The organism is Nocardia sp. NBC_01388, from assembly GCF_045040085.1.
In the GTDB taxonomy this organism is placed as follows: Bacteria; Actinomycetota; Actinomycetes; order Mycobacteriales; family Mycobacteriaceae; genus Nocardia.
In genome coordinates, this window is record NZ_CP109553.1 from 2758203 (window position 1) to 2782243 (window position 24041).

Consider the following 24041-nt stretch of genomic DNA (forward strand, 5'->3'; position numbering starts at 1 on the left):
ATCCTGTGTTCATGAGTTCCCCGAGCGCCACGCTGACGGTCTGGGCCGCATCCTGGCTCGCCGGCCGCAGCGCCCCCGACGATGTGCTGGATGCGCTGCGCGCCTGGGCGCAGCGCCAGACCGTCGCCGCCGGGGATCCCGTCACCGGCGGCCACACCGGATTGCCCTGGGCCGCCGAGGAAACCGCCGATACCAGTCGCGGCGCGGGAATCATGGTGCTGCTCAAGCTCATCCGCGAAGCCATGGCCGGGCCCGGGGCCCAGCTGCGCCTGGTGCTGCCGGTCTCCGGAGATGTGCGCGGTCTGCCGGTCGGCACCGAATTCGCCGCCGCCGCAACCGAAGCCGGTGAGGGGCTCTACGTCGGCTCCCCCGGCGCCGACGGCACCGGCCTGGTCCCGGTCTGGACCGATGACGACAGCCTCCAGTGGCGCGTCTACGCCACCCCCATCCCCCGGACCGTCGAACCCGAAATGCCGCTGGGCGAAGCCGAATACACTATGCGCCAGGCAGTCCGGGATGCCGCCGACGCCCTCCAGCAGTTGCAGACCACCCGCGTGGACGATGCCGGCGGCCCCAGCCCCCGTGACCTCATCGAAGACGAACTGGCCGCCTACTCCCAGCACCAGTACCCCGACTCCCTCCCCCTGCGCGCCCGCCGCATCCTCGACACCGCCGACCAGGTGGCGGCCATCCTCACCGTCGCCGAACGGGCCCCCGCCTCCGCCCCCACCTCGGCCACCGCCATAGCCGCCCAGGAATCCCTCCTCCGCCCCCTTTGGAACGCCATCCGCTCCGCCCGCCTGGCGGCGGTCCACGCCCGCCCCTGAGTACTCAGCGCCCTGCGGACGCATCGGCTCTTATCGCTTGGTGTCGGTGCGTGGTCGTCTCGTGCGGCGGGTGCGGCCGGAGCCGATTGCGTCCTTGAGCTTTTCACCCACGTCTTTGAGGTCAGCCTCGAGCTGTTTGCGGCGACCTGCTCCGGCCATGCGGCGATCGCCGAGGGTTTCTCCGGCGAACTGCTTTGCCTGGCCGGTCAATCGGTCGAACTTGTTTCTGATCTTATTGGTGTTACTCATCGCCCGTCCTTGTCGAATATCGGTGCTGGACACCTCTACTCGGGAACTACCCCGGACTTCTCGATCGAATCAGTGCCGCCGGTCAGCTGCGGCCTCCGATGACGAGCAGGAGGAACAGGATGCCGCCGGCGACCATGATGATGGTGCCGATGATGCCGAGGACGAGGCCGATCATGACCTGGTGCCGGCCGCCGTAGATACCGCCGGAGGCATCGATCTCCCGGAGGGATCGGGCGCCGAGGGCCCACGCGACGGGCGCGCACGCCCCGCAGCAGAACACCCCGAGCACACCCAGGATCAGCACCATCATGGCGTGCGGATGCTCCTGCGGGCCGTGCTGCGGTCGCGACCACATTACGGGACCGTTGAGCTGCGAACCGTAGGGATCGAACATCTCGTGAACCTACAGCGGAAATCGGCCATATCGAAGCGAGCCGCGCCCAGTGGCAACCAGCGGATTGCCGGGCGGGGGTCGCACGATCATCACGACCGCCCGACCGACTCGCGGTCACTGTAGATCTACATCGTTGACACTGGTCTCCGAGCAGCGTGTACTGGAAGTATCAGCGGATCGAGGCTCAACGCTGCGCGTTCCGGGCCCGACCCGCGATGTCGCGTGAGAAGGACTGCCCAATGCACACTACCGGCGCCACCTCCGAGGCCGATTTCGCCAGGCTCGCCCCCGGCCCGAACGAATGGCCCTGACCTCGCACCGAAGAGCGGATCGATCAACTGCAAACAATGACCTCACGATGATGCAGGGACAGGACCGGAAGCTGGCCGGAATCCAGCACGAGTACTGGCAGCAGATGTACAGCGCTCATCCACGGATGTACGGCGACGAGCCGTCGGCCCCCGCGCGGTATGCGGCCGAGGTGTTCCGCACAGCGGGCGCACATGACGTCCTGGAGTTGGGCGCCGGGCAGGGCCGCGACAGCCTGCACTTCGCGCGGCTCGGATTCGCGGTACAGGCAACGGATTTCAGCGATGCCGGCATCGAACAGCTCGGCGAGCAGGCTGCCGCGGAGGGGCTGCACAACCTGCGGACGGCGGTGCTCGAGGTACGACAGCCATTACCCCTGGCCGATGCGTCCGTGGATGCCGTGTTCGCACACCTGCTGCTGTGCATGGCGTTGTCCACCGGTGAGATTACCGATCTGGTCGGCGAGATCCGCCGGGTGCTGCGGCCGGGCGGCACCTTCGTCTACACGGTCCGCCACACCGGCGACCCCGACTTCTGCGTCGGAATCGCCCACGGGGACGACACTTTCGAACACGACGGCCTCGCCGTGCATTTCTTCCCGCGTTATCTCGTAGTCGACCTCGCCGAGGGCTGGGGCCTGCGCGATATCCGAACGGTGACAGAGGGCGATCTACCGCACCGCCTGTGGCGGATCACCCAGACTCCGACCGGCCACCGCCACGCCGAATCCTGACGGGCCCGGCACGGTTGTGGCCGATCACTCGGCCGAGAATTGCTGGCGCAGTTTGAATTTCTGCAGCTTGCCGGTGGCGGTGCGGGCCAGTTCGGTACGAAATTCGATGCGCTTGGGGCACTTGTATCCGGCCAGATGGGTGCGGCAGTGAGCGATGAGTTCCTCGGCGGTGACCGGGGTGGCGGTCACGACCAGGGCGGTGACCAGTTCACCCCACTTCTCGTCGGCGATGCCGATAACCGCGGCTTCGCGGACCGCATCGTGCAGCAGCAGGGCATCCTCGACCTCGATGGAGGACACGTTCTCTCCCCCGGTGATGATCACGTCCTTCTTGCGATCGGTAATCGTCAGATAACCATCGGATAGGGTGCCGCCGTCGCCGGTGTGAAACCAGTTGCCCGCCAACGCCTCCGCGGTCGCGTCCGGGTTGTTCCAGTAACCGAGCAGGTTGTGATTGGACTGTGCGAGGATCTCGCCGGTGGCGTCGATATCGATCCGCACACCCAGTGCGGGTGCGCCCGCCCTGCCGAGCAGCCGGGCCTGCTGGGGCGGGGGCAGCTCATCCCATTCGGCGCGCATGCGCGACATGGTCAGCAGCGGTGCGGTTTCGGTGAGGCCGTAGATCTGGATGAACTCCCAGCCGAGCTCACTGCGCACCTGCTCGATCACCCGGGTGGGCGGCGGCGCGCCGGCCACGATGGCCCGCACCCGATCACGACCGGGGATCGGGCCGTCCCAGGTGCGGGCCGCCTCCAATACCGCGCTGATCACCGCGGGAGCGGCACACAGGTAGGTGACACCGTGCTCGTCGATGCGCCGCAGGATCTCCGCACCGTCGATCTGGCGGATCACCACCTGCTTGACACCCATCGCGGTCGCCGCGAACGGCTGCCCCCAGCCATTGGCATGGAACATCGGCAGGGTGTGCAGGTACACATCGCGGTCGTTCACGCCGGTATGCCAGCCGAACACGGTCGCATTGAGCCACAGGTTTCGATGGGTGAGCTGCACCCCCTTGGGCCGGGCGGTGGTCCCGGAGGTGTAATTGATCGTCGCGGTCGCCGACTCCGAAATCTCCTGCCAGGCATCAGGTTCGGCGCCCGCCGCCCAGATCTTGTCGTCATCGTCCCCGAAGACGAACTTCACCCGGCAATCGACCTCGTCGAGCACGGACTTCAGCGCGGGATCCACCATCACCACCTCGGCGCCGGAATGCTCGACGATATAGGCGATCTCATCCCCGCCGAGCCGGAAATTGACCGGCACCAGCACCCGCCCCCACCCGCTCACACCGAAGAAACTGCTCAGCAGCCGCGCGGAGTTCTGCGACACCACCGCCACCCGGGCGCCCGGTCGCACCCCCAAACCGTCCAGCGCACCCGCCTGCGCCCTGGCCCGCGCACGCAGCCGCGCATAGGTGATCTCACCCCAGGACGCCGCCGGTTGATCAGGCTCGTCGACGATCGCCACCCGATCCGGATACACGGTGAACGCACGATCGAGGAAGTCGTTGACGGTGAGCGGAAACTGCATAGGTGTCCTCCGAACGGTTGCGCACGCGCGGAGTTCGAGTCTACGACGGCTCAGAGCCGTGATCTCCGCACAACACCACAGGCCGCCGCTCATCGAGCTCGGCCCACCGGACTTCTCCGCGTCGCGTGCGGCTACCTCGAGAGGCTGCAGGTCAGAACGAGTAATCGGTGCACGGTGCGGTTGGCGCTCTCCGATACCCACTCGTCGTCGGTGAGATGCACCGAGCTGAACGGAATCGTGCGCGGGTCCGGTCCGGGCGGAGTCTCACGCAGGTCCGCGGGGAGTCTGTCGCGCAGTGTGTGTAGCCGGGTCCCGACGCCGGAGCCGGGGCGGTCCCAGGCGAACAGCTGCCCGAGCTTCCCGCGAATAGCGAAGAACGCGTGGACAATTCCGGAATATTGGAGACCTATCTCCAATACTAAGCTGAGGATTTGCCGCCATGCCCCGGCCGGACGCAGCTCGTACGTTTCCGATCATTGCTTGCGATGTCTGACCGCACCGCCGATATGCGACCACTCCCGCGCCCAGGCGACGCTGCGATGCCGGCTGAGCGCAAAGCCGGTCAGCACGTACGGGATGCCCGCACCGAGCCACATGCCGAGCAGCGTCGCGAATCCCGTACCCACTCCCTCGATCACGGCCGCATCCAGCGGCCGCGGCGGAGCCGTCGGATGCCCATCCGGCGCGAGCCACAACGTGATCCGATCACCGGCTTTCGCCGCCGCGGGAACCTCCGTCACCACCTGAATGAGGCGGCCGCGCTCGTTCCATCGCACCGGCGCCTGCGGACGCCCGGGCGCCACCCCCGCCACGACCGGCCCGTGCGGCGGCTCCGCGATGACCGTCGCGGTCGCCGGCACCTTGCCCCCATCGTCGAGACGAATTCGCGCCACCGCGGATGAGTGGGTGGCACAGGCGATAAGCAGCGAGATCGGTATCGCGGCCACCATGACCATCACGATCAGGAGGCAGATCGATCCTTCGAATCGGTCCGAAGCACGCATCAGGGGATTGCGGCCCCACGGCGCCATTCGTCGAATCCGTGTCATCCGCGACGGGCACCGTGGCATCCCGATCGCCTCCAATACCCTTGCGGGGCAGGTGAAGCAGCCTCACCACCCAGTTTCCGATCCTCTTTCGCGGCTACCCGGGCCGGCCCCGCCCAAACCCCATGATTCGTAGTCGGGGAAGCAGTTCGACGAGACTCCGTGTCCCCTGGGCTGACCGTCGGTCAGATCTCCAGTTCGCCGTCGATTTTGCGCAGGTGATGGCGGGCGAGAGCCAAATTGGCACGCATGCGGTCCAGCGCCAGGTAGAGGAACAGGCCGGTGGAACGCTGGGCGCTCAGCGGGCGCAGGATGTGGTACTGACCGGACAGGGTGATCAGGATGTCCTCGATCCCCTCGTTCAGGCCCAGCTGCTCGATCGTGCGTATCTTGGCGCGCATCACCTCGGTATTGCCGGCCGCGCCGACCTGAAGATCAAGTGTCCGGGAACCTCCGGCTGTGCCCAGAGTCATCCCGCTGGTGTAGTCGACGACCGCCGCGCCCAGCGCGCCGTCGATGGTCATCATGTCCTTCAATGCCACATCCAGGTTCGACATCGCTCGCCTCTCTCCCGCATTGTGCTGCGGCTCAGTGGGAATTGTGGTGCGGCTCAGTGGATTTTCGGAACCTCGGGACGGGATCCGTTGGACGTGAGTGCGAATCCACTGCCGGTCATCATCACTTCCGCCGGCACGAAGGCCGGGGTCAACAGATTCGCGATCGCCCGGGCGGCCGGGCGCGCTTCCAGATGCACCCGCCCCAAGACGGCGTCGGTGTCGGTCAGAACCGTCAGCAGCCCGGCCGGTCCCGCGGCGTAGACGACCACGTGCCCGCCGCCGCTGTCGATGGTCACCTCGTGCAGGTTCGAACCATGGGTCGTGGCAACGAATGTCAGCGATAGCGAAAGCTGCGCGGCCGCAAGGGCTGCGATACCGGTGGGCTCGATCGTCTCGGGTAGATCAGCTGCGATCAGCAAACCATCACTCGACGCCACGACCGCGCCGACCAGGTGGGGAACGCGCTGTCGCAATCCCGATAGGTGGGCTTCGATGTCACTACTCGGCGATTCCGGGTGAGAGTGCAAACAAATCGCCCCTTCCTGGACCGTTCCCCGAGGTCATCCGTCCCACCGCGATCGACGCCGACTATTCGGACAACCCGCTTGTGAATGAGATCTGCTCGGCCGCGGGCGTCATCCGTATCGCACGCAGCGCATTCCATCGTTGAGGGTGAATCCTGCTGGGTTGCTGCGCCATTCGCGCGCACTCGCACTGCCGTTCCATTCGAACCGAAACCGGACAGTTCCGCTGCAGCATCGGTTCCGAACGATCTCGGCAACCTGGACCGGCAGCTCGGTCCCGACCGGCTCCCCTGTGGCAGTGATGGTTTCGCTACATTGGCTAGGCATTTACAGCATAGCGGGGCGATGGCGAATGCGCAGCTACTCTGCTGCAGAATTCCCACTCCGGCGTCGAGCAGTCACCGTTTCCGGATCCAGTCCAGATGACCCCGATCTACGGGTGGTGTCGAAACCAAAGGCACGCAAGGGCTGTCGCACGAGGTGTGATGTCTACGTCCGGATCAGATTTCGAGGGTCTGCTCGATGGCGCGGAGACGGTGACGAGCCGGAGCCAGGTTGGAGGTGGTTCGGTCCAAGATCAGGTAGAGGATCCCGCGGGAACGTCATCCGGCCATGGGCCGGATGACGTGGTACCGGCTCGACAGGGAGATGAGGATGTCCTCGATGGATTCGTCGATGCCGAGTTGTTCGATGGTGCGCAACTTGGCGCGAACCACCTCGGTGCTGCCGATCACAGCGACCTCCGAGGAGGTCTGTCGGCCACCTACGAACTCACCTCGCCGCGCTCGTGATCGCGGTCATCGCGGCCAAGGAAGGCCTCGATGCCTGACGCGGGAACACCTGCTGTCCCGCTCCCCCAGCACCCGGCCCGAACAGCCCGAGCAACGGCGAGGATTGCAAGTGCTGCGGCTGAACACCTTTCGCCGGCGAATTTCCGCCGGTCGCGAGTTCCGCTGTCGGAAGTCCCCTCGCCCGCCGGTTGCGATTTCGATGACCTGTTCGCTCGGAATCTCGAGTGCCCCGAGGGAGTAGCGCCCCGTTCACCGCAGGAACGGCCGATCGACCGGACAGCGGTGGTCGGCCGACACGCTGCGTCCGATTTGTTCAAGACAGCGGGGCGCGGGCGGGCCTACGGTTCGGGTATGACTCTTCAATTGGATGTGATCGGAATTGTTGTTGCCGATATGGGTGCGTCGCTGGCGTTCTATCGGCGACTCGGGGTCGGGTTCGCGGCGGGTTCGGACAATGAACCGCATGTCGAGGCGGTGCTCGCGGGTGGGATCAGGCTGGCATTGGATACGGAGGCGACGGTTCGGTCGTTCCATCCGGAGTGGAGTGCCGGGAGCGGCGGCGGGCGGATGGGCCTGGCGTTCCGCTGCGGGACGACCGGTGAGGTCGATGCGATATTCGAGGAATTGGTGGGGGCGGGATATCACGGCGAGTTGAAGCCGTTCGATGCGTTCTGGGGGCAGCGGTATGCGACCGTGCACGATCCGGATGGGAATGGGGTGGATTTGTATGCGGCGCTTGGGTGAAGGCTAACCGCTGTAAAAGTTGGGTCAGGGGAACTCCGGCCAATTCTTTGATTTCCCGGGAGAGGTGGGACTGGTCGGAGTAGCCGGTCTGGGCGGCGGTGACGGCCAGGGGCGTGCCGGAGCGGGCCAGGGCCAAGGCCTGTTGCATGCGCAGGATGCGGGCGAGGGTTTTGGGGCCGTAGCCGAAGGCCTCCAGGGACATGCGGTGCAGGCGGCGGGTGCCCAGACCGAGGGTGTCGGCGAGATCGGCAACGCGGGTGCCCGCGCGGAGTTCGGTCACTATGCGAATCATGGCGGGGGCCACGGGATCTGCGCCGGTAGAGCGCCATCGGGCTACCGCTTCCAAACCTGCCGTGGGAGTGCACGCGGTGGTGAGGAGGTCGATGGCATGGCGATGCAGGGCGGGACTCCAGACGGCAGCCATATCCACTCGCGCATTGCGGAATTCGGGCGCGGGGATCGCCAGCAATGCCGGAGCCGTGCCGGGGAAGAATCTGATGCCGGACACTTGCGGGTTGCCACCGAGGCTCGGGTGATGTGCGCGAGTGTCGGGGCCTGCCACCATGAGTCGACCGTTGATCCACAGCAGATCCATACAGCCGTCTGGCAGGACCGGAGCGGTCGAGTCGGCCGTGATGTCACGCGTCCAAACTACCGCGCCCGGAATGCCGGAGGGGCGTTCCCGATAATCCTGCGGCACATACACATCCGCGGCATCCGGTAGATCCGCAGGTGGCGACTCACGAAAACCGTTGTGGGAGGCCTTGTTCGGCACCTCATGCGCGAATGCAGCTCCTGCCGTATTGCATTCGCTGCAATATTGCATGTCATGACTCCGCATTGCCGTGCCCATCGGCCTTTCCGCGCCCATCAGTGCTTGCGCACCACATGTTCCGGCCGCCCGGGCTTCCAGATGGTGACATCCATGTGGCCGTTCCCGACCTCGACGGCGGAGGCGCCGGTGATATCCGCGGCGTAGAACTGGTCGAAGACCTCCCCGCGCAGGTCGAAACCGGACTCGGCGAAGAGATCCTCCGCCCAGCGCTGATGCAGCACCGGATCCCGCACATCGTGCACCGCGCCGAACAGCTTCACATCACCGTCGGTGACCTCGGTATCGACGGTGGCGGTGTGCAGGCAGAAGCGCGGATCGCGCGCCAGATCCTGGAATTTGGTGGTGCCGGGCATGCCGACCAGCCATAGTTCACCCTCGAAAACGCGGGGTTCCAGCGGGCTGATGCGCGGCGAACCGTCCGCGCGCAGGGTGGCCAGCAGGCACAGATTGCCGGTGGCGGCGTGACGGCGGGTGAAGATCTCGGCGATGCGCGGCGCGGCCTCGGCGAACTCGGTCCAAGACGTCATATTGCGACGATACGCAGGACCACCGACAACTGCCGGTCCGCACACCGGCGGTGAGTCTGTTTGAATGAACTGTTCTGGTCGTTCGATCGCGGAAGGTGCGCTGGTGTTTTTCCCTCGCCGGATCGCGGTCGTCACCGCGGTACTCATCGGTTGCCTGATCCCCGGGTCCGCCGGTGCGGTGGTCGGCGGCGGTGAGGTGCAGGCCACCGCGTACCCGTGGCTCGCGGCGGTGGGCAGCCCGCTGTTCCACCTCGCACGCCCGTCCGGGCAGTTCTGCGGCGGCGCGCTCATCGCACCCGATCAAGTGCTGACAGCGGCGCACTGTGTGCAGGTCGCGCAGCAACTGCCGGAATGGCTGACGGTCACCTTCGGGCGCTCGGATCTGCAGTCCGGGGACGGGGTCACCGCGACCGTGACCGCGGTGCGTATCGATCCGGACTTTCGCACCGACGACGTGGACGGGGTGCTGGTGTATCACCACGACATCGCCGTGCTGACGTTGACTCAGCCGCAGGGTCAGCCGGCCGTGCAGATCGCCGCGCCGCAGGGCAGTTCGGCCACCGTGCTCGGCTGGGGCGGCACCTCCGACAGCGACAGCTCGAATATCCGCCTGCGCGGAGCGACCGTACCGTTCGCGACCGATGCCGACTGCGCCCACGCCTATCCCGGTGCGTTCGATGCACGAGAGATGGTCTGCGCCGGGTCGACCAAGGCCGATACCGGCGACTTCGACAGTGGCGGGCCACTACTCGGCGATGACGGCAAGCTGGTCGGACTCACCTCGTGGGGCCGGGGCGCGGCCGAGGCGGGATTCCCCGGCGTCTACACCCGGCTGCCCGCGCCGTTCTGAGAACAGCTCACATCTTCGTCACCGACTGATCGAAACCGAAGACGCAGTGTGGGTCGTACTGTCCAGCAATGCGGCGCAGTCGAAGCGCATTACCGCCGTAATAGGCCGTCGACCAGTCCGACAGGTCGTGGTCGATGTAGTTGACGAACCCAGTATTGCCGACCAGGGTGCCCAGCGCGTCCCGGACCTCGCTCACCGCCGTGCGCGCGTCGGCGGTGGTCGCACCGACATAGATCTGCGCGGTCGCGAGTGCGCCGCGATACGGGAAAGCGGTGTCACAGGCCCCGATTCGGCCTGCGGCCCCGGCCAGACTGTCCAGGAGAATGTCCATGCCCTCGCGCCCGGTGAGCATATCGGTGAGCCGGCTCGGGTCCGCCAGGGGCTGGGTCAGCACCCGGGACGAGGCGGTGAACGATTCCCGGCCGAGCACACCGCCGCCATTCCAGCTCGGATGGCATTGTTCCGTCGAATAATTCGCGCAGCCGCCGAAATACTTCATTGCCGAGAGGTAGTCCAGGGATAGGGAGTACCGATTGGTGATGTGCGATCCGGTGGCCGCCACCAGCTTGTCGAGGAGTGCGTTCATATCGCCCTCGGTCCCCACGTAGCAGCCATTGATTCGGCACGAGGGTGGGCTCCCGGCGGAAATGCCCAGGGTGGACCAGAATTCGTCCGGGGCCGATCGGGTGAACGATTGCCAGGCGCCCAGCACCTCGGTCAATGCTCCATCCGGGAATCGCACCTGGAAGACCGCCAGCTGCGGGGCCTCGACCGTCCGGAAGGTGAATTCGGTGACGACGCCGAAATTCCCGCCGCCACCGCCGCGTAGCGCCCAGTAGAGATCCGGTTCGGAATCCGCGGCAGCCCTGCGCAGCACGCCGTCCGCGGTGACGATCTGCGCGGAAAGCAGGTTGTCACAGGTCAATCCGTATTTGCCCGCCAGCACGCCGAGACCGCCGCCGAGGGTCAGTCCCGCAATGCCGACCGTGGGGCAGGAACCGCCCGGCAGGCAGCGCCCCGCCTGAGCCAGGCCCGCGTACACGTCGATCAGGCGCGCGCCCGCGCCGATCGTGGCGGTGCCATCCGCGGCGACCTGCACCGAATTCATCGCTCCCACATCGACAATCAGTCCGGCGTCAGGTGTGGAGTATCCGGCGTAACTGTGGCCGCCGCTGCGGGCCGCGATCGGCAGGGCGCACTCCGCCGCGACGGCGACACACGCCTGCACATCCGCGGCGTTCGCACTGCGCACGACGGCAGCCGGGTTGCGGTCGTCGAAGCGCGGGTTGAAGGCCAGTTTCGCGGTCGCATAGTCCGAATCCGCGGGCAGCGTGAGTGTCCCGGTGAGTCGCTGCCGCAGCACATTCCAATCCACCTGTCCCGCAGCTGATTCCGGTGCACCACCGGATATCGATCGTAATCCCAGGCCGGCGCATACCGTACCCAATGCGGTGGCGCGCAACATGCTCCGCCGATTCATCGCCATGGCGATGCCCTCCCCCGAGGCTGCGCCCGGGCTCCACCGGGCAGTATTCAGAACGTCCTTACGGCCGGTGTATCGCGGCCGTCAGGCATCCCGTTTCAGGCGAGCAGGCCGTCGGCCATGCGCGCCCAGTCGGCGAGAACCTGCTTGCGCCGCAATCGATCCCGCCCGACCATTTCATCGAGGGTCGCACCGCGCACCAGATTGATGGTCAGCCAGAAGGCCGATTCGAGGCGTTCGGGAGAGACATCGATGCGCTGCGCGCACGCGCCGAGGAGTTCGACCGTCAGTTCGTGCTGCACACGCAGCATATTCCGGCGCAGCTCACGCTCATTGGCGATGCCGACGTAGAGCTCGACCGCCGCCTTGCCCAGCTTTCCCGCGAACGGTGCGGTCACCAACTGCACCAGGATCTCCCCCGCCGATGCCGCGCCCAGTGTCCGCACCCGCCGCTGCAAGGCCTCCTGCTGCCGCTGGGTCAGATGTTCGATGGTCTGCGCGAACAATTCCTGCCGGGTGTGGAAGTGGTGCAGCTGCGCGCCCCGCGTCACGCCCGCGCGGGCGGTGATATCGGCAATGGACGCGCTGGCGTAGCCGACCTCGGCGAGGCTGTCGATGGCGGCGTCCAGCAGCAGTGCCCGCGTACGCAGGCTCTTTTCCTGGTGTTTGTTCGGGGGCAGGGCGGCTGACACCGCGTCAGTCTAGCTGTAATTGCGTGCTGCCTTGCACGCAATTGGGTGCTGGTCGTAATGTCTCGACCATGCCCGTCGACCGCCTGCTGCCCACGTCCGAAGCCCGTGACCTCCTCGAGCTCACCCGCGAGATCGCGGACAAGGTGCTGGAACCGAATGCCGCCGCCTACGAGAAGCAGGAGCGCTATCCCGAGGAAGCCTTCCGCGCGCTCGGCCGGGCTGGGCTGCTGAGCCTGCCGTATCCCGAGGAATTCGGCGGTGGCGGGCAGCCGTACGAGGTGTATCTGCAGGTGCTCGAGGAGCTGGGTGCGCGCTGGGCCGCCGTGGCGGTCGCGGTGAGCGTGCACAGCCTGTCCTGCCATCCGCTGTTCGGGTACGGAACCCCGGAGCAGCAGGAGCGCTGGTTGCCGGAGATGCTGTCCGGCAACCTGATCGGCGCCTACAGCCTGTCCGAGGCGCATGCCGGATCCGATGCGGCCGCGCTGCGGTGCCGGGCCGCCGAGACCGACGGCGGCTACCGCATCACCGGCACCAAGGCGTGGATCACCAACGGCGGCAAGGCCGATTACTACACGCTCTTCGCCCGCACCGGTGAGGGCTCGCGCGGTATCTCCTGCTTCCTGGTCCCCGCGGATACCGAGGGTCTGTCCTTCGGCAAGCCCGAGGAGAAGATGGGCCTGCGCGCCGTCCCCACCACCACCGCGGCCTACGACGACGCCTTCGTCCCCGCCGACCGTCTCATCGGCGCACCCGGCCAAGGACTTTCGATCGCCTTCGGCGCGCTCGACTCCGGCCGCCTCGGCATTGCCGCCGTCGCCACCGGCATCGCCCAGCGCGCCCTGGACGATGCCGTCGCCTACGCCAAGGAGCGAGAAGCCTTCGGCCGCGCCATCATCGACCATCAGGGCCTCGGCTTCGTGCTCGCCGATATGGCCGCCGCCGTCGACTCCGCCCGCGCCACCTACCTCGACGCCGCCCGCCGCCGCGACGCCGGCCTCCCCTACTCCCGCCAGGCCAGCGTCGCGAAACTCATCGCCACCGACGCCGCCATGAAGGTCACCACCGACGCCGTCCAGGTCCTCGGCGGCTACGGCTACACCCAGGACTTCCCGGTCGAGCGGTATATGCGGGAAGCCAAGATCACCCAGATCTTCGAGGGCACCAACCAGATTCAGCGGCTTGTCATCGCGAGGAGCCTGGTAGACGGCTGATTCTCCGCGGTCGCAGCACCCGCGCGCTACCGCGATTCACCTGCCCAGGCCGTCTGCAGGCCGTCGGCGGATCGATCCGGCCGAGCGCGGCGTCGATGGCCGACCGTGCACGATCGAGGCTCGACGGCACCAGATGGGTGTACGTGCGCAGGGTGAACCCCGGGTCGTTGTGGCCGAGGAACTCCGCCAACTCCTTCACGGAGCAACCCATCGACAGCAACACCGAGGCAAAATAGTGCCGGAGAGCGGGCATGCCATCCGCTCTCCGCGCGTAGGTTAGTCCACCTCCGGCGTGAACGGACACCCCTGCGGCGGCTGGCCCGACTCACTGGGGATTCACTGCAGACGGCACAGTGTTCGGCCCGTGCCAGATAGATGGCTGCCGGTTGATTTCCGAGGCGCTGCGCTGCCCTTCCGAACAGCGCGGCATGGGAGCCGATATGGGGCGTTTCGATGAGCTCAGCCTACGAGCCTGAGGATGTTGTTGTCGGACACGCGGAATGGTTATCGAGATGCTGCTGTCCGCGGGGTCGGCAGGCGTCGTTGAGCCGTGTGAGCCATTCGCGCAGCAGGCCGGCTTCGAAGACGCTGAAGCCTGCGTCTGTCGCGGGGTCGGCATTGCCGGCGGGGGTGATGATTCCGAGTAGTGACTGGGCGCGATCGGCGATGGGGTCATCGGCGCGGGGTGCGTCTTGCTCGGTGAGGGCGTCGAGCACGATGTCGCGCAGTGGCCGGATCAGCTGGGCGTCCCGCGCCCGTTCCGGCTGGGCCAGCAGGTGCAGGACCGCACCGGTCGTGGACGCCTCGATGGCTACCATGGCTGCCTCGACCGGTACCCGGAGCAGCCCTTGTTCGTTGGCGCGTTCGAGCATGCCGCGCAGGATGGCCCGGTTTTCCGTTACTGCCGTGGGGTGGTGGTCCGGTCGTAGGTTGGCGTACATCAGCGCGTAGATGGCGGGGTTGGCCAAGCCGAACTCCACATGCGTCTCCCAGCCTCGGCGCAGATCCTCGACCAGGTCCTGGCTAGGGATGAACGCACGCTTCTCGGCGAGGTAGCTCTCGAAACCGAAGCTGGCCACCGCGTCGAGCAGTGCGTCCTTGTCGCCGAACAACCGATACAGGGTCGGTGTCTGCACTCCAGCCGCTGTCGCGACCGCCCGGGTGGACAGCCCTGATGGCCCGGCGTCGCCGAGTAGTTTCACCGCCGCGCCCAGGATGTGCTCGCGCTGATCGTCCGAGCCGCTGCGTCGATCGCCTGATGACATGTGTCGATGATAACTGAAAAGTGTTGACGTTGACAATGACACTGTAACGGTCATACCGTTATCAACGTCAACGCGGCGAGAGCCGGAAGTGACATACAACCCGCCAGAGATCTCTCTCGCCGACCACCGAAAGGCTCCAACATGCCATCCGTTCATGTCGCCATCGCTTACTACTCCGGTTACGGGCACACCCTCGAGCTCGCCAAGGCCGTTCGCGACGGTATCGAGTCGGTGCCCGAGGCCCGCGCCGACATGGTCGACGTCGCCGATATGACCGACGCCAAGTGGGCGATCCTCGATGCCGGTGACGCGATCATCTTCGGAACACCGACCTATATGGGGTCGGCATCCGGGGCGTTCCACGCATTCGCCGAAGCGACCTCCAAGCGCTGGATGACCCAGCAATGGCTGGACAAACTCGCGTCCGGTTTCACCAACTCCGGGTCGATGAGTGGCGACAAGCTGCACACGCTGCAGTACCTGGCACTGCTGGCGGCGCAACACGGCATGCACTGGGTCAGCCTGGGCTTGCTGCCTGGCTGGAATACCACCACCGGCAGTGAACACGATGACAACCGGCTCGGGTTCTACCTGGGCGCGGGTGCTCAAACCTGGAATGACCAGGGCCCGGACGCCGTCCACACCGCCGACATAACCACCGCGCACCACCTCGGTGCCCGGGTCGCAACCCAAGCGCTGCGCTACCAGCATCCGGTCGCGTCATAGAGCTACGGACAGAAGTGTTGTGGCAGCCACCAATCCCCCTGAGGTGAGGCGCCAGCGGAATGTGAGCGTGGTGCAAGCGCGGACAGTGAGGCTCGACAGCATGACATGGCATATCGGCCGACGGGCCGAGGAAAAGACGGTTCTGGTTACCGGCGCCAGCGCAGGCATCGGGTATTTCGTCGCCGAGCAGCTCGCGGCCGGTGGCGCCACAGTGGTGCTGGGCTGCCGTGACACGGCCAAGGCCGAGCTCGCGGCACAGACAATTCGTGCACGAGTTCCGGACGCTCGGCTGCGATCGGTGCGCCTGGATCTGGCGGATCTCTCTTCGATGCCCGGGACGGTGGCCGACCTCGGTGTCGAGAGACTGGACGCGGTCGTACTCAACGCCGGGGTGATGACCTCGGGTCCGGCCCGCCGCGTCAACACCCGAGGCCACGAATTGATGTTCGCGACAAACCATCTCGGACACTTCGCCCTGGTGGCCCACCTGGAGCCTGTCCTGACCGCCACCGAGAACAGCCGGGTGATCACCGTGGGAAGCTTCGCCGCGCGATCGGAGCGGCTCGAACTTGCGGATCTGCAATCGGAGCACGACTATCGGCCCAAGCGCAGCTACGGAAGATCGAAACTGGCTCAGATGCTGTTCGGCTTCGAACTGGATCGACGCCTGGGGGCACGCGGCGCCACCACCGCCAGCATCGTCGTCCATCCCGGCGGCGCGCTGGACTCGCTGACTCCGTCGCGGCCACCGCTGTTCGTCCGCACCACGTCCCAGCGAATCCGCGGACTACCCACAGGGATGGTGTTGCACGGCAAGCACGCGGGGGCCCGAGCGATCACGCGAGCTGTCCTGGACACCGATATCAACGGCGGGGAACTTTGGGGGCCAAGGGTTTTCGGCCTTCGCGGACAAGCACACCGGGAGACGCCCCGAGCGCACATGACCGACCCCGGCACCGCCGCCGAATTATGGTCCGCCAGTTCGGCGCTCACCGGTCTCGATCCGTTCCCGTTGCCCGCGAAGGAGCCCCGCCTACGATCAGCAAGACAGTCCTGATTCGACCCACAGATTGCCTACACCCAGTCGAAAACGGCGAACTCTCTATTCGCCATCGAGACGTCCAGGCAGGGGGCCACCGAACGCTGCGGCCGGTTCTCGCATTGGGGGCACGCGGTCTCCGAGCTCGGAGCATGGGGGCAGGGACAGGCACTTGAACAGGTCGCGGGATCGGGTGCAATGACCCGAACCCATCGATACCCTCCTGGAATTCCGGGCGCGCGATCGGGAGAAAGAGCGTGAACGTACCGCCTTGGCCCGGCGCACTTTCGGTCCGTGTGGTGCGACGGGCACTGGAGTTCTCAGCAGAGCGATGTGCTGGGATATTCCCGTGAACTCCAGCACGCCCCACACCGGGACGAACCTGACATCGACGGCACCCGCGTTGGCAACCGAATGGTCACGCCGCCTGGGACTCGGGGTACCGGTGGCCAACGCCCCTATGGGCGGCGTAGCCGGTGGACGGCTCGCCGCGGCAGTGTCGGCCGCTGGCGCCCTAGGGATGATCGGCATGGGAAGCGCCGGCTCGGCCGTTGCCCTCGAACGCGAACTTCCGTATGTGCACGAGGTCAGCGCCTCGTTCGGAATCGGACTTGTCGACTGGGTGGCGAGCGCGCATCCGCAATTGCTGGACGCGGCTATCGCAGCACAGCCGAGGTTGATCTCGATCAGCTTCGGTGAGGACCTGTCCTGGGTCGAGCGAGTACGCGCTGCCGGAATCATCACGGCGACACAGGTTTATGACGATGTAGACGCGCGGCGCGCCGCTGATGCCGGTGTTGAGGTCTTGGTCGCCCGTGGCACCGAGGGCGGTGGACACGGTGCACCGCGAATGGCGACGTTACCGCTGCTGGACACTGTCCTAAGCGCTGTTTCTGTGCCAGTGCTGGCCGCTGGCGGTATCGGCTCCGCGGCAACGTTGGCCGCGGTCCTGGCCGCCGGTGCCAGTGGCGCCTGGCTCGGCACCTGCCTGGCCGCATGCTCAGAATCGCTGCTCTCGCCACGAGCCCGCCAAGCCATGGTTGCCGCGCAGGGCACCGACACCACCGTGACCAGAGTTTTCGATATCGGCATGGAATTGCCCTGGCCGTCGAAGTTCCCCGCCCGAGTCCTGCGCAACGAGTTCTCCGCGCGCTGGAGTGGCAGAGAACCGGAACTAGCCCAAAACAGTCGTGCCAAAAAGGAACTCGCCGCCGCTGTCATCGGCGACCAGCCCCGCGTGGCACCGGTGGATGCCGGGCAAGGGGTCGGAATGGTCATCGACATCGAACCAGCAGGGTTAGCGATCGAACGACTGTGCGCCGGCGCCGCGCAACTTCTGCCGAGCAACCGCTGAGCGAGGTCGGCCGCCACATAGCGCGGACGAATCCTCGGCCGCGGTGACATCGAGGTCCGAATACCCGGGAGCACCGCTTGAATCGAGCCGCTCCTCACCCTGGTCAGTGGAGTGGCGCACATAGCTCCCACCGGCGGGCATCATTCAGTGCACACTCGTACACTGAATCCATGGTGGAGTCGATGCGGCGGCGAGCGGAGATCCGAGCACTCGCGCATCTCGCTGGCGATGAACTCGGGGGTGCGATCGACGGGATCGGGACCATGCACCGAGCGGTCAGCGATCATGTATTCGCGGCGGTGTCGTGGGGCATCGGCCCGGCCGCGCGGCCGGTCAAGACTGTGCACGATGCCATCACCTCGGGGGTGTACCGGGTGGCGAGCGCAGGCGCGGCCGCGGTCGGCTCAGTGGCGGAACTCGCGGCGGAGCTCCCCGGCCTTCCCACTCCCTCGCGCACCGTGTACGGATCGGGCCTGATTGCCACACTCCAGGGGCTGATCGGCGACAATCTCGAGCAGGAGCGGCCGATCCTGGCCTCGCCCATGACTTTTCGCGTCGACGGGAAACCTGTCGGCCCGCGAGGCCTCGGTGCGGTGGTGGCGAATCCGCGTCCGCGGATCGTGGTCTTCCTCCATGGGCTGGTGGAGACCGAGCATGCGTGGCGCCTCGGCGGACGGCCCAGTTACGCCGAGCGACTCGACTCCGATCTCGACCGCACCACCCTGATGGTGCGATACAACAGCGGCTTGCGCATCGCCGAGAACGCCCGCCAGCTCGACACACTCCTGCGGGAACTGTTCGCGCACTGGCCGGTCGAGGTGCAGGAGATCGCCCTGGTCTGCCATTCGATGGGTGGCCTGATCGCACGCGGCGCGTGCCACGAAGCGGACGGCGAACAGCAGGACTGGGTGCGCCGAGTCCGCCAGATCGTCTGCCTGGGTTCCCCGCATCTGGGCGCGCCCCTCGAACAGTTTGTCCACTACGCTTCCGCAGTCCTGGACCAAGTGCCCGAGACCCGCCCGTTCGCCCGCCTGCTGCGCCGGCGCAGTGCCGGAATCCGCGATCTGCGCCAGGGCTCACTGGTGGACGAGGACTGGCAGGACCTCGATGTGGATACCCTGCGGCGCAAAGCTATTCAGGAGGTTCCGCTCCTGTCCGGCGCCGACCATTATTTCGTCACCGCATCCATCACCCGCAGTCCACGACACCCGCTCGGCCGCCTCATCGGCGACGGCCTGGTCCTGCCCAGCAGCGGGTCCGGGCGAAACCGTGCCCGGCGCCTCGGATTCGACGACGCCAACGGCCTGCACCTGACCGGCGCGAACCATTTCAGCCTGCTCAACCACGAGGCGGTCTACAGCGCTCTCCGGAACTGGCTCGGCGACTGGCCCGCAGTGTCGATCACGTCGACTACGCCCTCGCGGGGCGACGAATCATAGTTTCCATCAACGTGATCGAGCGCCAACTACTTCGAGATCAATCCGCCGATCACCGTGACGAACTCGGGCGCGCCCGCACCGAAACCCATTGTCAGATGTACCGGTTGCTCCTGGAATTGATTCCCGGTGCCGCCAAGACATTCCAGTCCGCGCGCCGACTCCGCGACCTGATCGCCCCGATCACGGTGTGCGCCGTGTGCGGACATTCGTACGCGCCGCCGGTGTGGCGTCATTGCCTACGCACTCAGTGCGGGGATGCTCCGGACGAGCACTTACCCCCCGCAGAGTTTCAGGAGTGGGTCGCGGGTGCAGCGATTACTCCACTGCCCGGTCCTGGGAATCGCTCACCGCAGGTCGGTGAGCGCCGCGATAATGTCGGCGACCTCGGTACGGGCGGTGTAGTCGGGTTGGATGTCGGCGAAACGCACCACGCGCTCCCGGTCGATGATCAGGACCGTGGGGCGGGGAAGTCGGGTCGAGCCCTCGGCATTGACCTGAGCCAGATCGAGACCGATCTTGCGCTGGGCCGCCAGGACCTCGTCGGCTTGCTGGAAGTCGATACCGATCCGAGCGGCCACGCTGCTAGCCGGGTCGGACAGAACCGTGAACTCGAGTCCGGCTTTGTCTACGGTCGAGAGCGAATCATCCGGAGATTGCGGGCTGACGGCCACCAGCCGAGCACCGAAATCACTCAGTCGCGGTAACAGTTCTTGCTGGTAGGTGCGCAGCGCGAGGTTGCAGTAGGGACACCAGCCGCCACGGTAGAAGACCATCACGACGATCCCGGTCGCCACGAGTTGATCCAGGCTGGTCGGGGTGCCGCTGGCGTCGTCGAGGGTGAAGGGCTCCAACCGCTGTCCGGCCTGGATGGCGCCGGCGGGGATTCCCTGATCCAGGAACTCTCGGATGCTGTGGTCGAAGGCGGCGACCACGTCGGCTGGAAGACGCTCGGCCGCAACCGCCTTCAGCTGGTCGGACTGTTCGCGAATGCTGGGTGACATCGGATCTCCACGTGGGTTGATCGGATTGACTGGACTGCATAGTCCAATAACTAGAGGACCACGCCCCAAACTGGACTGTCAAGTCCACTCAGGGAATACTGGGTCGATGGGAGCATTACCGACCACCGAGCGCGGACGCCTCACCCGCCGCCGGATCGTGGCCGCAGCCCTCGAGGTCGTGGCCGAGAACGGGGCGCTCGGGGCGAGCCTGGACGAGGTCGGAGCGCGCGCGCCCGCATCGCGCAGCCAGCTGTATCACTACTTCGAAGACAAGAACGATCTACTTCGCGCGGTCGCCGAAGCCACCAACGATATGGTGCTCGACGCCCAGCACGACCTCTTCGACGGTCTCGGTACCTGGCCCGGGTTGGTGCGCTGGACCGATGCCCTTGTCGCACTCCAACATCAGCGGGAAGGAAAGGGCGGCTGTCCGATCGCCAACCTGCTCGGACAGGTCGGCGAGCGCGACGACGATATCCGCACCGTGCTGGCATCGGGTTTCGACCGCTGGGAGTCGAGCATCCGCGCGGGGCTCGCGGCCATGTCCGAATCCGGGGAGTTGCGAACGGAAACCGACGTCGCCTGGCTGGCCACCTGCACGCTGGCCAGCCTCCAAGGGGGCCTGGTCCTCGCACAGGCTCGCCGGGATCCCGCAGCGCTGCGCAGCGCCCTCGATGGCGCACTCGCCCTCATCCGCAGCTTCCGCATACCTAACCAAACCGCGGCGGCAGCAGCGGAGTGACACCAGGAAGCGGCCCAGTCGTCGACCATCGACTGGGCCGAGTTGCCGTAGTGGCGCTCGATCCCCTTCCGCGCCTGCCGAATTCGGAGACTGTCGCGCTGCCTAGGCGCCGGACTGTTCCGCTCTGATCGCCCGGCCCAGGCCATCCACCGATGTTGAATCGCCTTCACAATCCACGTCGACCCGGGCTACGAAGTTCGAGGGCACTGACGCTCCACTCAGCGATTGCCAATAGTTTGCAGGTTGCGAAAACTCGGCGGCGCGTCACCGCAGCGACACACCAGGAGTGAGGCCATGGCGGGCTGCACCGTGGGCTATCACGCGAATTACTTCTTCGGCACCAGCACACCGGTCAGATCTGCGTTTTTGATCGGGGTGTCGGGGTTCGCCTGTGCACGACACATGAGAGTGATGGCGGTGATCGCACCGTCTACGGTGTCGCTGTTCGGCGTAGAGGTGGTGAGTTTCGTATCGTTCTGTAGGTACTTGCGCACGGTGACGTGCTGTTTGTCGCTGTCCTGCGCCACGAATTCGCTGCACGGCGTTTCGCCGCCCTTGTTCACAGCCTCTTTCGCTTGCTCACAACCGGTGGTCAGCATGGCTGTCAGAAGTACTGCAGCCAGCGGCGCGCCCGCCAAAGTACGGCGTATTCGTCGATACGGCATCGGAAGTCCTCCATCGTGAGTGGCCGAGTTGCCCCGGTAAAGCCTGCATCAATGGCTCGCCCTCCCAAGGTCTGCACGCACTCCCGGGCTCGGAACTCTGTGCGGCGATCTTGCAATAGCCAGAAAAGTGGTCCCCAAACCCCGGTTTGCCCGCACACCCGCAGGAGTCGTCGCGATTCAGTGCTCGGGGTGGGCGCGGGCAGGCGCAGCGTGCAGGCGGCCCCGTCCACCTCTCGCTGTGTCGCCAACCCTGAGACATCCCGTGCCCGAACACCACTCAGCCATGGACTGAATCCGACTGCTCGTGCTCCAATGCCACGATGCGAATCGGCTTCGGCGGCAAAGCATTCGGCGTCCGCGCCGGAGTGTCCACTCGTGGCATCGGGGCAGGAGTCGGCCCGCTATCAGCCGGCGCAGCGTGGGGAGGACGACGACCGACCACCCGGTACCGATCCAGCGGTGGCGGCGGCCCGATTGTCGCGCTCGTCGGACTGTGCCTGACCTTTCTCGTGGCGTACTTGGTGGTCTGGTGGCCGTTCATCCTCGGCTCATGGATCGCCGTCTCGACTTTCGGCGCGGCGAACCCATCGACAGCCCGAACCGCGGTCGGCTGGGTATGCGAAGCACCCTGGCTTATGCAGCTCACCACGGCGCTGTCGGTGTTGCTCTACCGGTATTTGAGGCGCGTACACGCCTCGATCAAGTAGCCGCATGTCGCGCTCACTGAGCGGGCCACTCGGCGGCCTCGAAGATCAACGCACAGAGGTCATCTCAAGAACGGCGGGCGAGAATGATCCCTCCGAGCGGACTCTCCGCCGAGGTGAGAGTCAGATCTGCCTCGATGACGAAGCCACGGTACTCGCGCCATGCGCGCATCCGGCTAGTGGTGGCTCGCGCCAGATCTACTGCACTGCAATACGTTCGGCCACATAGCTGGTCATAGAAGGCTGATTCGCGCGGAGAGTTTCACAGCTCCCCTGGTCGCGCTTTGGCCGACTCTCTCAGCGCGATATGCAGAATAGTGTGTTTGGGGCACTAGAGGAATGCGCCAGATGGGCTTGTCACGATGCCCCTCCCGCACTTGGGAACGACTGCCTCGATCCGTGGTGCGGGCGGTCGATCAGCGCCTGTCGAACGACGAGGTCTGTGGCTCGGATCAGGTTGCCTTACAACTGATGTGGCGTTACTCTCACCGGGGGGTCGGGCGCATGGATTGCTGTTGTGGCATCCAGGTCATTCCACCTTGGGGGTACATTGTTCGGTCGATTGTCGATTATCGTCGTGGCTGCGGTTTCCGTGGTCGTGGGCGGTTGTGCGGTAGCACAGGCCGAGCCGCAGGGCGCGACGGTCTTGCCGGCACCGGGCGGGGATCTCGCGGTCGGCCAGACCACATTGCATTTGATCGATGAAGCCAGGGCGGACCCATTTCAGCCGCAACAGCGGCGCGAACTTATGGTTTCGGTCTTTTATCCGGCCGGTCAGATCGTTCCGCATCCTCGAGCTCACTACCTGTCCACCGAGCTGGTTCCGAGCCTGGAGGAGCAATTCGGTATCTCATTGCCGGGCCTGCTGACCAGTTCGTTCACCGATGCGCCCGCGCTCGGGGGAGCACGGTATCCGGTACTTCTGTACTCACCTGGAGCCGGGGATACCAGGCTTTACGGCACGGGACTGGCAGAGGATTTAGCCAGTCGGGGATACGTCGTGGTGACGATCGATCACACCTACGAGGCGTCCGCGGTCGAATTCCCCGGCCCGAGACTGGTTCTCCACCAACAGGCCGACGGATTCACACCCGAGCTCCGAACCAAGTACATCGACGCCAGGCTCGCCGATACCAGATTCGTCCTGGATTCGCTGACCGCCCTGAACAACGGCAGCAATCCCGACGCCGAACACCGCACCCTGCCCGCGGGCCTGGACCAGGTCCTCGATCTCGGCCACATAGGCATGGTGGGGCATTCCTCGGGCGGTTACGTCGCGGTCGAGGCGATGCACGAAGATCGCCGTATCAGCGTCGCGGTTGACCTCGACGGTCAGATCGGTGTCGACGGCGCGTACGGGCGAGCGGTCACCGAGGGCGAGGACCGGCCGGTGCTGGTCATGACAAGCCAGCAGATCGAACAGGTCGGAGACGCCAAACCGTCCCTGGACGCGTTCTGGCGCAACTCATCCGGATGGAAACGTCACCTGATCCTGAACGACTCTGCGCACTACGACTTCACCGACCTCAGCGCCCTGGTACCGGCCCCGACCCGCCAATCGGTGAACTTCGTCGGTTCGATCGGCGCCGACCACGCGGCCACACTCGTCCACACCTACGTCGCGGCAACGTTCGACAAATTCCTCCGGCATCTCGACAACACCGCGCTCGATCAACCCATCGCTGACCCCAAGGTCACGCTTGATCGCTGATCACCCGCCACCTGAAAGAAGATCGAGCCCCGGACTGACGGAAACCTTCTCCAAGGCACAATATTTCGGCAAAATAGTACGTTCGGGTGA

Annotated in this window: 28 protein-coding genes and 1 pseudogene; 12 read left to right on the plus strand and 17 right to left on the minus strand. The window is 65.9% G+C overall.

From position 1 onward, the window contains the following. The first annotated feature begins 11 nt into the window (after window positions 1-11). Complete coding sequence (locus OG716_RS13495; protein ID WP_405137982.1) at window positions 12-827, plus strand: hypothetical protein; 816 nt, start codon at window positions 12-14, stop codon at window positions 825-827. 30 nt (window positions 828-857) lie between these two features. Here OG716_RS13495 and OG716_RS13500 read toward each other — a convergent pair whose 3' ends face one another. Together OG716_RS13500 and OG716_RS13505 are read right to left on the minus strand one after the other, a co-directional pair. Continuing rightward, entirely contained in the window at window positions 858-1076 is a 219-nt protein-coding gene (locus OG716_RS13500) for a CsbD family protein (RefSeq protein ID WP_405137983.1), read from the minus strand. 82 nt (window positions 1077-1158) lie between these two features. Further along, entirely contained in the window at window positions 1159-1470 is a 312-nt protein-coding gene (locus OG716_RS13505; protein WP_405137984.1) for a DUF4190 domain-containing protein, read from the minus strand. A 358-nt stretch (window positions 1471-1828) separates the two neighbouring features. On the opposite strand from OG716_RS13505, the gene OG716_RS13510 reads away from it, so the two are divergent. Further along, complete coding sequence (locus tag OG716_RS13510; RefSeq protein WP_405137985.1) at window positions 1829-2512, plus strand: class I SAM-dependent methyltransferase; 684 nt, start codon at window positions 1829-1831, stop codon at window positions 2510-2512. A 24-nt stretch (window positions 2513-2536) separates the two neighbouring features. Here OG716_RS13510 and OG716_RS13515 read toward each other — a convergent pair whose 3' ends face one another. The 5 genes from OG716_RS13515 to OG716_RS13535 form a co-directional block, all read right to left on the minus strand. Then, the gene (locus OG716_RS13515) at window positions 2537-4045 is read right to left on the minus strand and encodes an AMP-binding protein (RefSeq protein WP_405137986.1); all 1509 of its coding nucleotides are present in this window, start codon (window positions 4043-4045) and stop codon (window positions 2537-2539) included. A 473-nt stretch (window positions 4046-4518) separates the two neighbouring features. Further along, window positions 4519-5049 (minus strand): hypothetical protein, encoded by a 531-nt coding sequence (locus OG716_RS13520; RefSeq protein WP_405137987.1) that lies wholly within the window; start codon window positions 5047-5049, stop codon window positions 4519-4521. Window positions 5050-5276: 227 nt separating this feature from the next. After that, window positions 5277-5648 (minus strand): hypothetical protein, encoded by a 372-nt coding sequence (locus tag OG716_RS13525; RefSeq protein WP_355130433.1) that lies wholly within the window; start codon window positions 5646-5648, stop codon window positions 5277-5279. 53 nt (window positions 5649-5701) lie between these two features. Continuing rightward, complete coding sequence (locus OG716_RS13530) at window positions 5702-6175, minus strand: roadblock/LC7 domain-containing protein (protein WP_405137988.1); 474 nt, start codon at window positions 6173-6175, stop codon at window positions 5702-5704. 599 nt (window positions 6176-6774) lie between these two features. Further along, complete coding sequence (locus tag OG716_RS13535; RefSeq protein WP_405137989.1) at window positions 6775-6906, minus strand: hypothetical protein; 132 nt, start codon at window positions 6904-6906, stop codon at window positions 6775-6777. Between the two features lie 408 nt (window positions 6907-7314). Here OG716_RS13535 and OG716_RS13540 point away from each other — a divergent pair, with 408 nt between their 5' ends. After that, window positions 7315-7707: a VOC family protein gene (locus OG716_RS13540; protein ID WP_405137990.1), complete on the plus strand. Its 393-nt coding sequence runs from the start codon at window positions 7315-7317 to the stop codon at window positions 7705-7707. Window positions 7708-7729: 22 nt separating this feature from the next. On the opposite strand, the pseudogene OG716_RS13545 reads toward OG716_RS13540, so the two are convergent. Further along, window positions 7730-8578: pseudogene (locus tag OG716_RS13545) on the minus strand (helix-turn-helix domain-containing protein); the annotation flags it as partial. Then, entirely contained in the window at window positions 8578-9069 is a 492-nt protein-coding gene (locus OG716_RS13550; protein ID WP_405137991.1) for a pyridoxamine 5'-phosphate oxidase family protein, read from the minus strand. The gene OG716_RS13550 and the pseudogene OG716_RS13545, both read right to left, overlap by 1 nt. A gap of 103 nt (window positions 9070-9172) precedes the next feature. Between OG716_RS13550 and OG716_RS13555 the strand changes: the two genes are divergently transcribed. Then, a complete protein-coding gene (locus OG716_RS13555; protein WP_405137992.1) occupies window positions 9173-9919 on the plus strand; it encodes a S1 family peptidase in 747 nt (248 codons plus the stop codon). 7 nt (window positions 9920-9926) lie between these two features. On the opposite strand, the gene OG716_RS13560 is transcribed toward OG716_RS13555, so the two are convergent. Next, window positions 9927-11405, minus strand: a complete 1479-nt coding sequence (locus OG716_RS13560) for an FAD-binding oxidoreductase (protein WP_405137993.1) — start codon at window positions 11403-11405, stop codon at window positions 9927-9929. Window positions 11406-11500: 95 nt separating this feature from the next. Next, window positions 11501-12094, minus strand: a complete 594-nt coding sequence (locus tag OG716_RS13565) for a TetR/AcrR family transcriptional regulator (protein ID WP_405137994.1) — start codon at window positions 12092-12094, stop codon at window positions 11501-11503. A gap of 68 nt (window positions 12095-12162) precedes the next feature. Here OG716_RS13565 and OG716_RS13570 point away from each other — a divergent pair, with 68 nt between their 5' ends. Beyond that, window positions 12163-13305 (plus strand): acyl-CoA dehydrogenase family protein, encoded by a 1143-nt coding sequence (locus OG716_RS13570; protein ID WP_405137995.1) that lies wholly within the window; start codon window positions 12163-12165, stop codon window positions 13303-13305. Here OG716_RS13570 and OG716_RS13575 read toward each other — a convergent pair. Both OG716_RS13575 and OG716_RS13580 read right to left on the minus strand, forming a co-directional pair. Continuing rightward, window positions 13277-13558: a tyrosine-type recombinase/integrase gene (locus tag OG716_RS13575; RefSeq protein ID WP_405137996.1), complete on the minus strand. Its 282-nt coding sequence runs from the start codon at window positions 13556-13558 to the stop codon at window positions 13277-13279. The genes OG716_RS13570 and OG716_RS13575 overlap by 29 nt on opposite strands. A gap of 211 nt (window positions 13559-13769) precedes the next feature. After that, entirely contained in the window at window positions 13770-14570 is an 801-nt protein-coding gene (locus tag OG716_RS13580) for a TetR/AcrR family transcriptional regulator (protein WP_405137997.1), read from the minus strand. A gap of 141 nt (window positions 14571-14711) precedes the next feature. Between OG716_RS13580 and OG716_RS13585 the strand changes: the two genes are divergently transcribed. The 4 genes from OG716_RS13585 (at window position 14712) to OG716_RS13600 (ending at window position 19128) form a co-directional block, all read left to right on the plus strand. Beyond that, window positions 14712-15296, plus strand: a complete 585-nt coding sequence (locus tag OG716_RS13585; protein ID WP_405137998.1) for a flavodoxin family protein — start codon at window positions 14712-14714, stop codon at window positions 15294-15296. 100 nt (window positions 15297-15396) lie between these two features. Beyond that, window positions 15397-16353 (plus strand): SDR family NAD(P)-dependent oxidoreductase, encoded by a 957-nt coding sequence (locus tag OG716_RS13590; protein WP_405137999.1) that lies wholly within the window; start codon window positions 15397-15399, stop codon window positions 16351-16353. A 442-nt stretch (window positions 16354-16795) separates the two neighbouring features. Continuing rightward, window positions 16796-17689: an NAD(P)H-dependent flavin oxidoreductase gene (locus OG716_RS13595; RefSeq protein ID WP_405139673.1), complete on the plus strand. Its 894-nt coding sequence runs from the start codon at window positions 16796-16798 to the stop codon at window positions 17687-17689. 170 nt (window positions 17690-17859) lie between these two features. Further along, window positions 17860-19128 carry a lipase family alpha/beta hydrolase gene (locus tag OG716_RS13600; RefSeq protein ID WP_405138000.1) on the plus strand — a complete coding sequence of 423 codons (1269 nt, stop codon included), beginning with the start codon at window positions 17860-17862 and terminating at the stop codon, window positions 19126-19128. Window positions 19129-19154: 26 nt separating this feature from the next. Here OG716_RS13600 and OG716_RS13605 read toward each other — a convergent pair whose 3' ends face one another. Next, on the minus strand, window positions 19155-19334 hold the full coding sequence (locus tag OG716_RS13605; RefSeq protein WP_405138001.1) for a hypothetical protein: 180 nt from the start codon (window positions 19332-19334) through the stop codon (window positions 19155-19157). Between the two features lie 138 nt (window positions 19335-19472). Beyond that, window positions 19473-20129: a peroxiredoxin-like family protein gene (locus OG716_RS13610; RefSeq protein WP_405138002.1), complete on the minus strand. Its 657-nt coding sequence runs from the start codon at window positions 20127-20129 to the stop codon at window positions 19473-19475. A gap of 106 nt (window positions 20130-20235) precedes the next feature. Here OG716_RS13610 and OG716_RS13615 point away from each other — a divergent pair, with 106 nt between their 5' ends. Continuing rightward, window positions 20236-20871, plus strand: coding sequence for a TetR/AcrR family transcriptional regulator (locus OG716_RS13615; protein ID WP_405138003.1), 636 nt, complete (start codon window positions 20236-20238; stop codon window positions 20869-20871). A gap of 326 nt (window positions 20872-21197) precedes the next feature. Here the strand turns inward: OG716_RS13615 and OG716_RS13620 are convergent, their stop codons facing one another. Beyond that, window positions 21198-21536, minus strand: a complete 339-nt coding sequence (locus tag OG716_RS13620) for a hypothetical protein (protein ID WP_405138004.1) — start codon at window positions 21534-21536, stop codon at window positions 21198-21200. A 320-nt stretch (window positions 21537-21856) separates the two neighbouring features. Between OG716_RS13620 and OG716_RS13625 the strand changes: the two genes are divergently transcribed. Continuing rightward, complete coding sequence (locus OG716_RS13625; RefSeq protein WP_405138005.1) at window positions 21857-22243, plus strand: hypothetical protein; 387 nt, start codon at window positions 21857-21859, stop codon at window positions 22241-22243. A 526-nt stretch (window positions 22244-22769) separates the two neighbouring features. Here OG716_RS13625 and OG716_RS13630 read toward each other — a convergent pair. Beyond that, window positions 22770-23030, minus strand: coding sequence for a hypothetical protein (locus OG716_RS13630; RefSeq protein ID WP_405140316.1), 261 nt, complete (start codon window positions 23028-23030; stop codon window positions 22770-22772). Between OG716_RS13630 and OG716_RS13635 the strand changes: the two genes are divergently transcribed. Next, window positions 22989-23951, plus strand: a complete 963-nt coding sequence (locus OG716_RS13635) for an alpha/beta hydrolase family protein (RefSeq protein ID WP_405139675.1) — start codon at window positions 22989-22991, stop codon at window positions 23949-23951. The genes OG716_RS13630 and OG716_RS13635 overlap by 42 nt on opposite strands. Window positions 23952-24041: the final 90 nt, after the last annotated feature.

What these genes read in the sequence shown, in the direction of transcription:
- OG716_RS13495 (WP_405137982.1), top strand. Translation starts at nt 12, where the DNA reads ATGAGTTCCCCGAGCGCCACGCTGACGGTCTGGGCCGCATCCTGGCTC.
- OG716_RS13500 (WP_405137983.1), bottom strand. Translation starts at nt 1,076, where the DNA reads ATGAGTAACACCAATAAGATCAGAAACAAGTTCGACCGATTGACCGGC.
- OG716_RS13505 (WP_405137984.1), bottom strand. Translation starts at nt 1,470, where the DNA reads ATGTTCGATCCCTACGGTTCGCAGCTCAACGGTCCCGTAATGTGGTCG.
- OG716_RS13510 (WP_405137985.1), top strand. Translation starts at nt 1,829, where the DNA reads ATGATGCAGGGACAGGACCGGAAGCTGGCCGGAATCCAGCACGAGTAC.
- OG716_RS13515 (WP_405137986.1), bottom strand. Translation starts at nt 4,045, where the DNA reads ATGCAGTTTCCGCTCACCGTCAACGACTTCCTCGATCGTGCGTTCACC.
- OG716_RS13520 (WP_405137987.1), bottom strand. Translation starts at nt 5,049, where the DNA reads ATGCGTGCTTCGGACCGATTCGAAGGATCGATCTGCCTCCTGATCGTG.
- OG716_RS13525 (WP_355130433.1), bottom strand. Translation starts at nt 5,648, where the DNA reads ATGTCGAACCTGGATGTGGCATTGAAGGACATGATGACCATCGACGGC.
- OG716_RS13540 (WP_405137990.1), top strand. Translation starts at nt 7,315, where the DNA reads ATGACTCTTCAATTGGATGTGATCGGAATTGTTGTTGCCGATATGGGT.
- OG716_RS13550 (WP_405137991.1), bottom strand. Translation starts at nt 9,069, where the DNA reads ATGACGTCTTGGACCGAGTTCGCCGAGGCCGCGCCGCGCATCGCCGAG.
- OG716_RS13560 (WP_405137993.1), bottom strand. Translation starts at nt 11,405, where the DNA reads ATGGCGATGAATCGGCGGAGCATGTTGCGCGCCACCGCATTGGGTACG.
- OG716_RS13570 (WP_405137995.1), top strand. Translation starts at nt 12,163, where the DNA reads ATGCCCGTCGACCGCCTGCTGCCCACGTCCGAAGCCCGTGACCTCCTC.
- OG716_RS13575 (WP_405137996.1), bottom strand. Translation starts at nt 13,558, where the DNA reads ATGCCCGCTCTCCGGCACTATTTTGCCTCGGTGTTGCTGTCGATGGGT.
- OG716_RS13580 (WP_405137997.1), bottom strand. Translation starts at nt 14,570, where the DNA reads ATGTCATCAGGCGATCGACGCAGCGGCTCGGACGATCAGCGCGAGCAC.
- OG716_RS13585 (WP_405137998.1), top strand. Translation starts at nt 14,712, where the DNA reads ATGCCATCCGTTCATGTCGCCATCGCTTACTACTCCGGTTACGGGCAC.
- OG716_RS13590 (WP_405137999.1), top strand. Translation starts at nt 15,397, where the DNA reads ATGACATGGCATATCGGCCGACGGGCCGAGGAAAAGACGGTTCTGGTT.
- OG716_RS13595 (WP_405139673.1), top strand. Translation starts at nt 16,796, where the DNA reads ATGGGCGGCGTAGCCGGTGGACGGCTCGCCGCGGCAGTGTCGGCCGCT.
- OG716_RS13600 (WP_405138000.1), top strand. Translation starts at nt 17,860, where the DNA reads ATGGTGGAGTCGATGCGGCGGCGAGCGGAGATCCGAGCACTCGCGCAT.
- OG716_RS13605 (WP_405138001.1), bottom strand. Translation starts at nt 19,334, where the DNA reads ATGTCCGCACACGGCGCACACCGTGATCGGGGCGATCAGGTCGCGGAG.
- OG716_RS13610 (WP_405138002.1), bottom strand. Translation starts at nt 20,129, where the DNA reads ATGTCACCCAGCATTCGCGAACAGTCCGACCAGCTGAAGGCGGTTGCG.
- OG716_RS13615 (WP_405138003.1), top strand. Translation starts at nt 20,236, where the DNA reads ATGGGAGCATTACCGACCACCGAGCGCGGACGCCTCACCCGCCGCCGG.
- OG716_RS13620 (WP_405138004.1), bottom strand. Translation starts at nt 21,536, where the DNA reads ATGCCGTATCGACGAATACGCCGTACTTTGGCGGGCGCGCCGCTGGCT.
- OG716_RS13625 (WP_405138005.1), top strand. Translation starts at nt 21,857, where the DNA reads ATGCGAATCGGCTTCGGCGGCAAAGCATTCGGCGTCCGCGCCGGAGTG.
- OG716_RS13635 (WP_405139675.1), top strand. Translation starts at nt 22,989, where the DNA reads ATGGTTTCGGTCTTTTATCCGGCCGGTCAGATCGTTCCGCATCCTCGA.
- OG716_RS13630 (WP_405140316.1), bottom strand. Translation starts at nt 23,030, where the DNA reads ATGCGGAACGATCTGACCGGCCGGATAAAAGACCGAAACCATAAGTTC.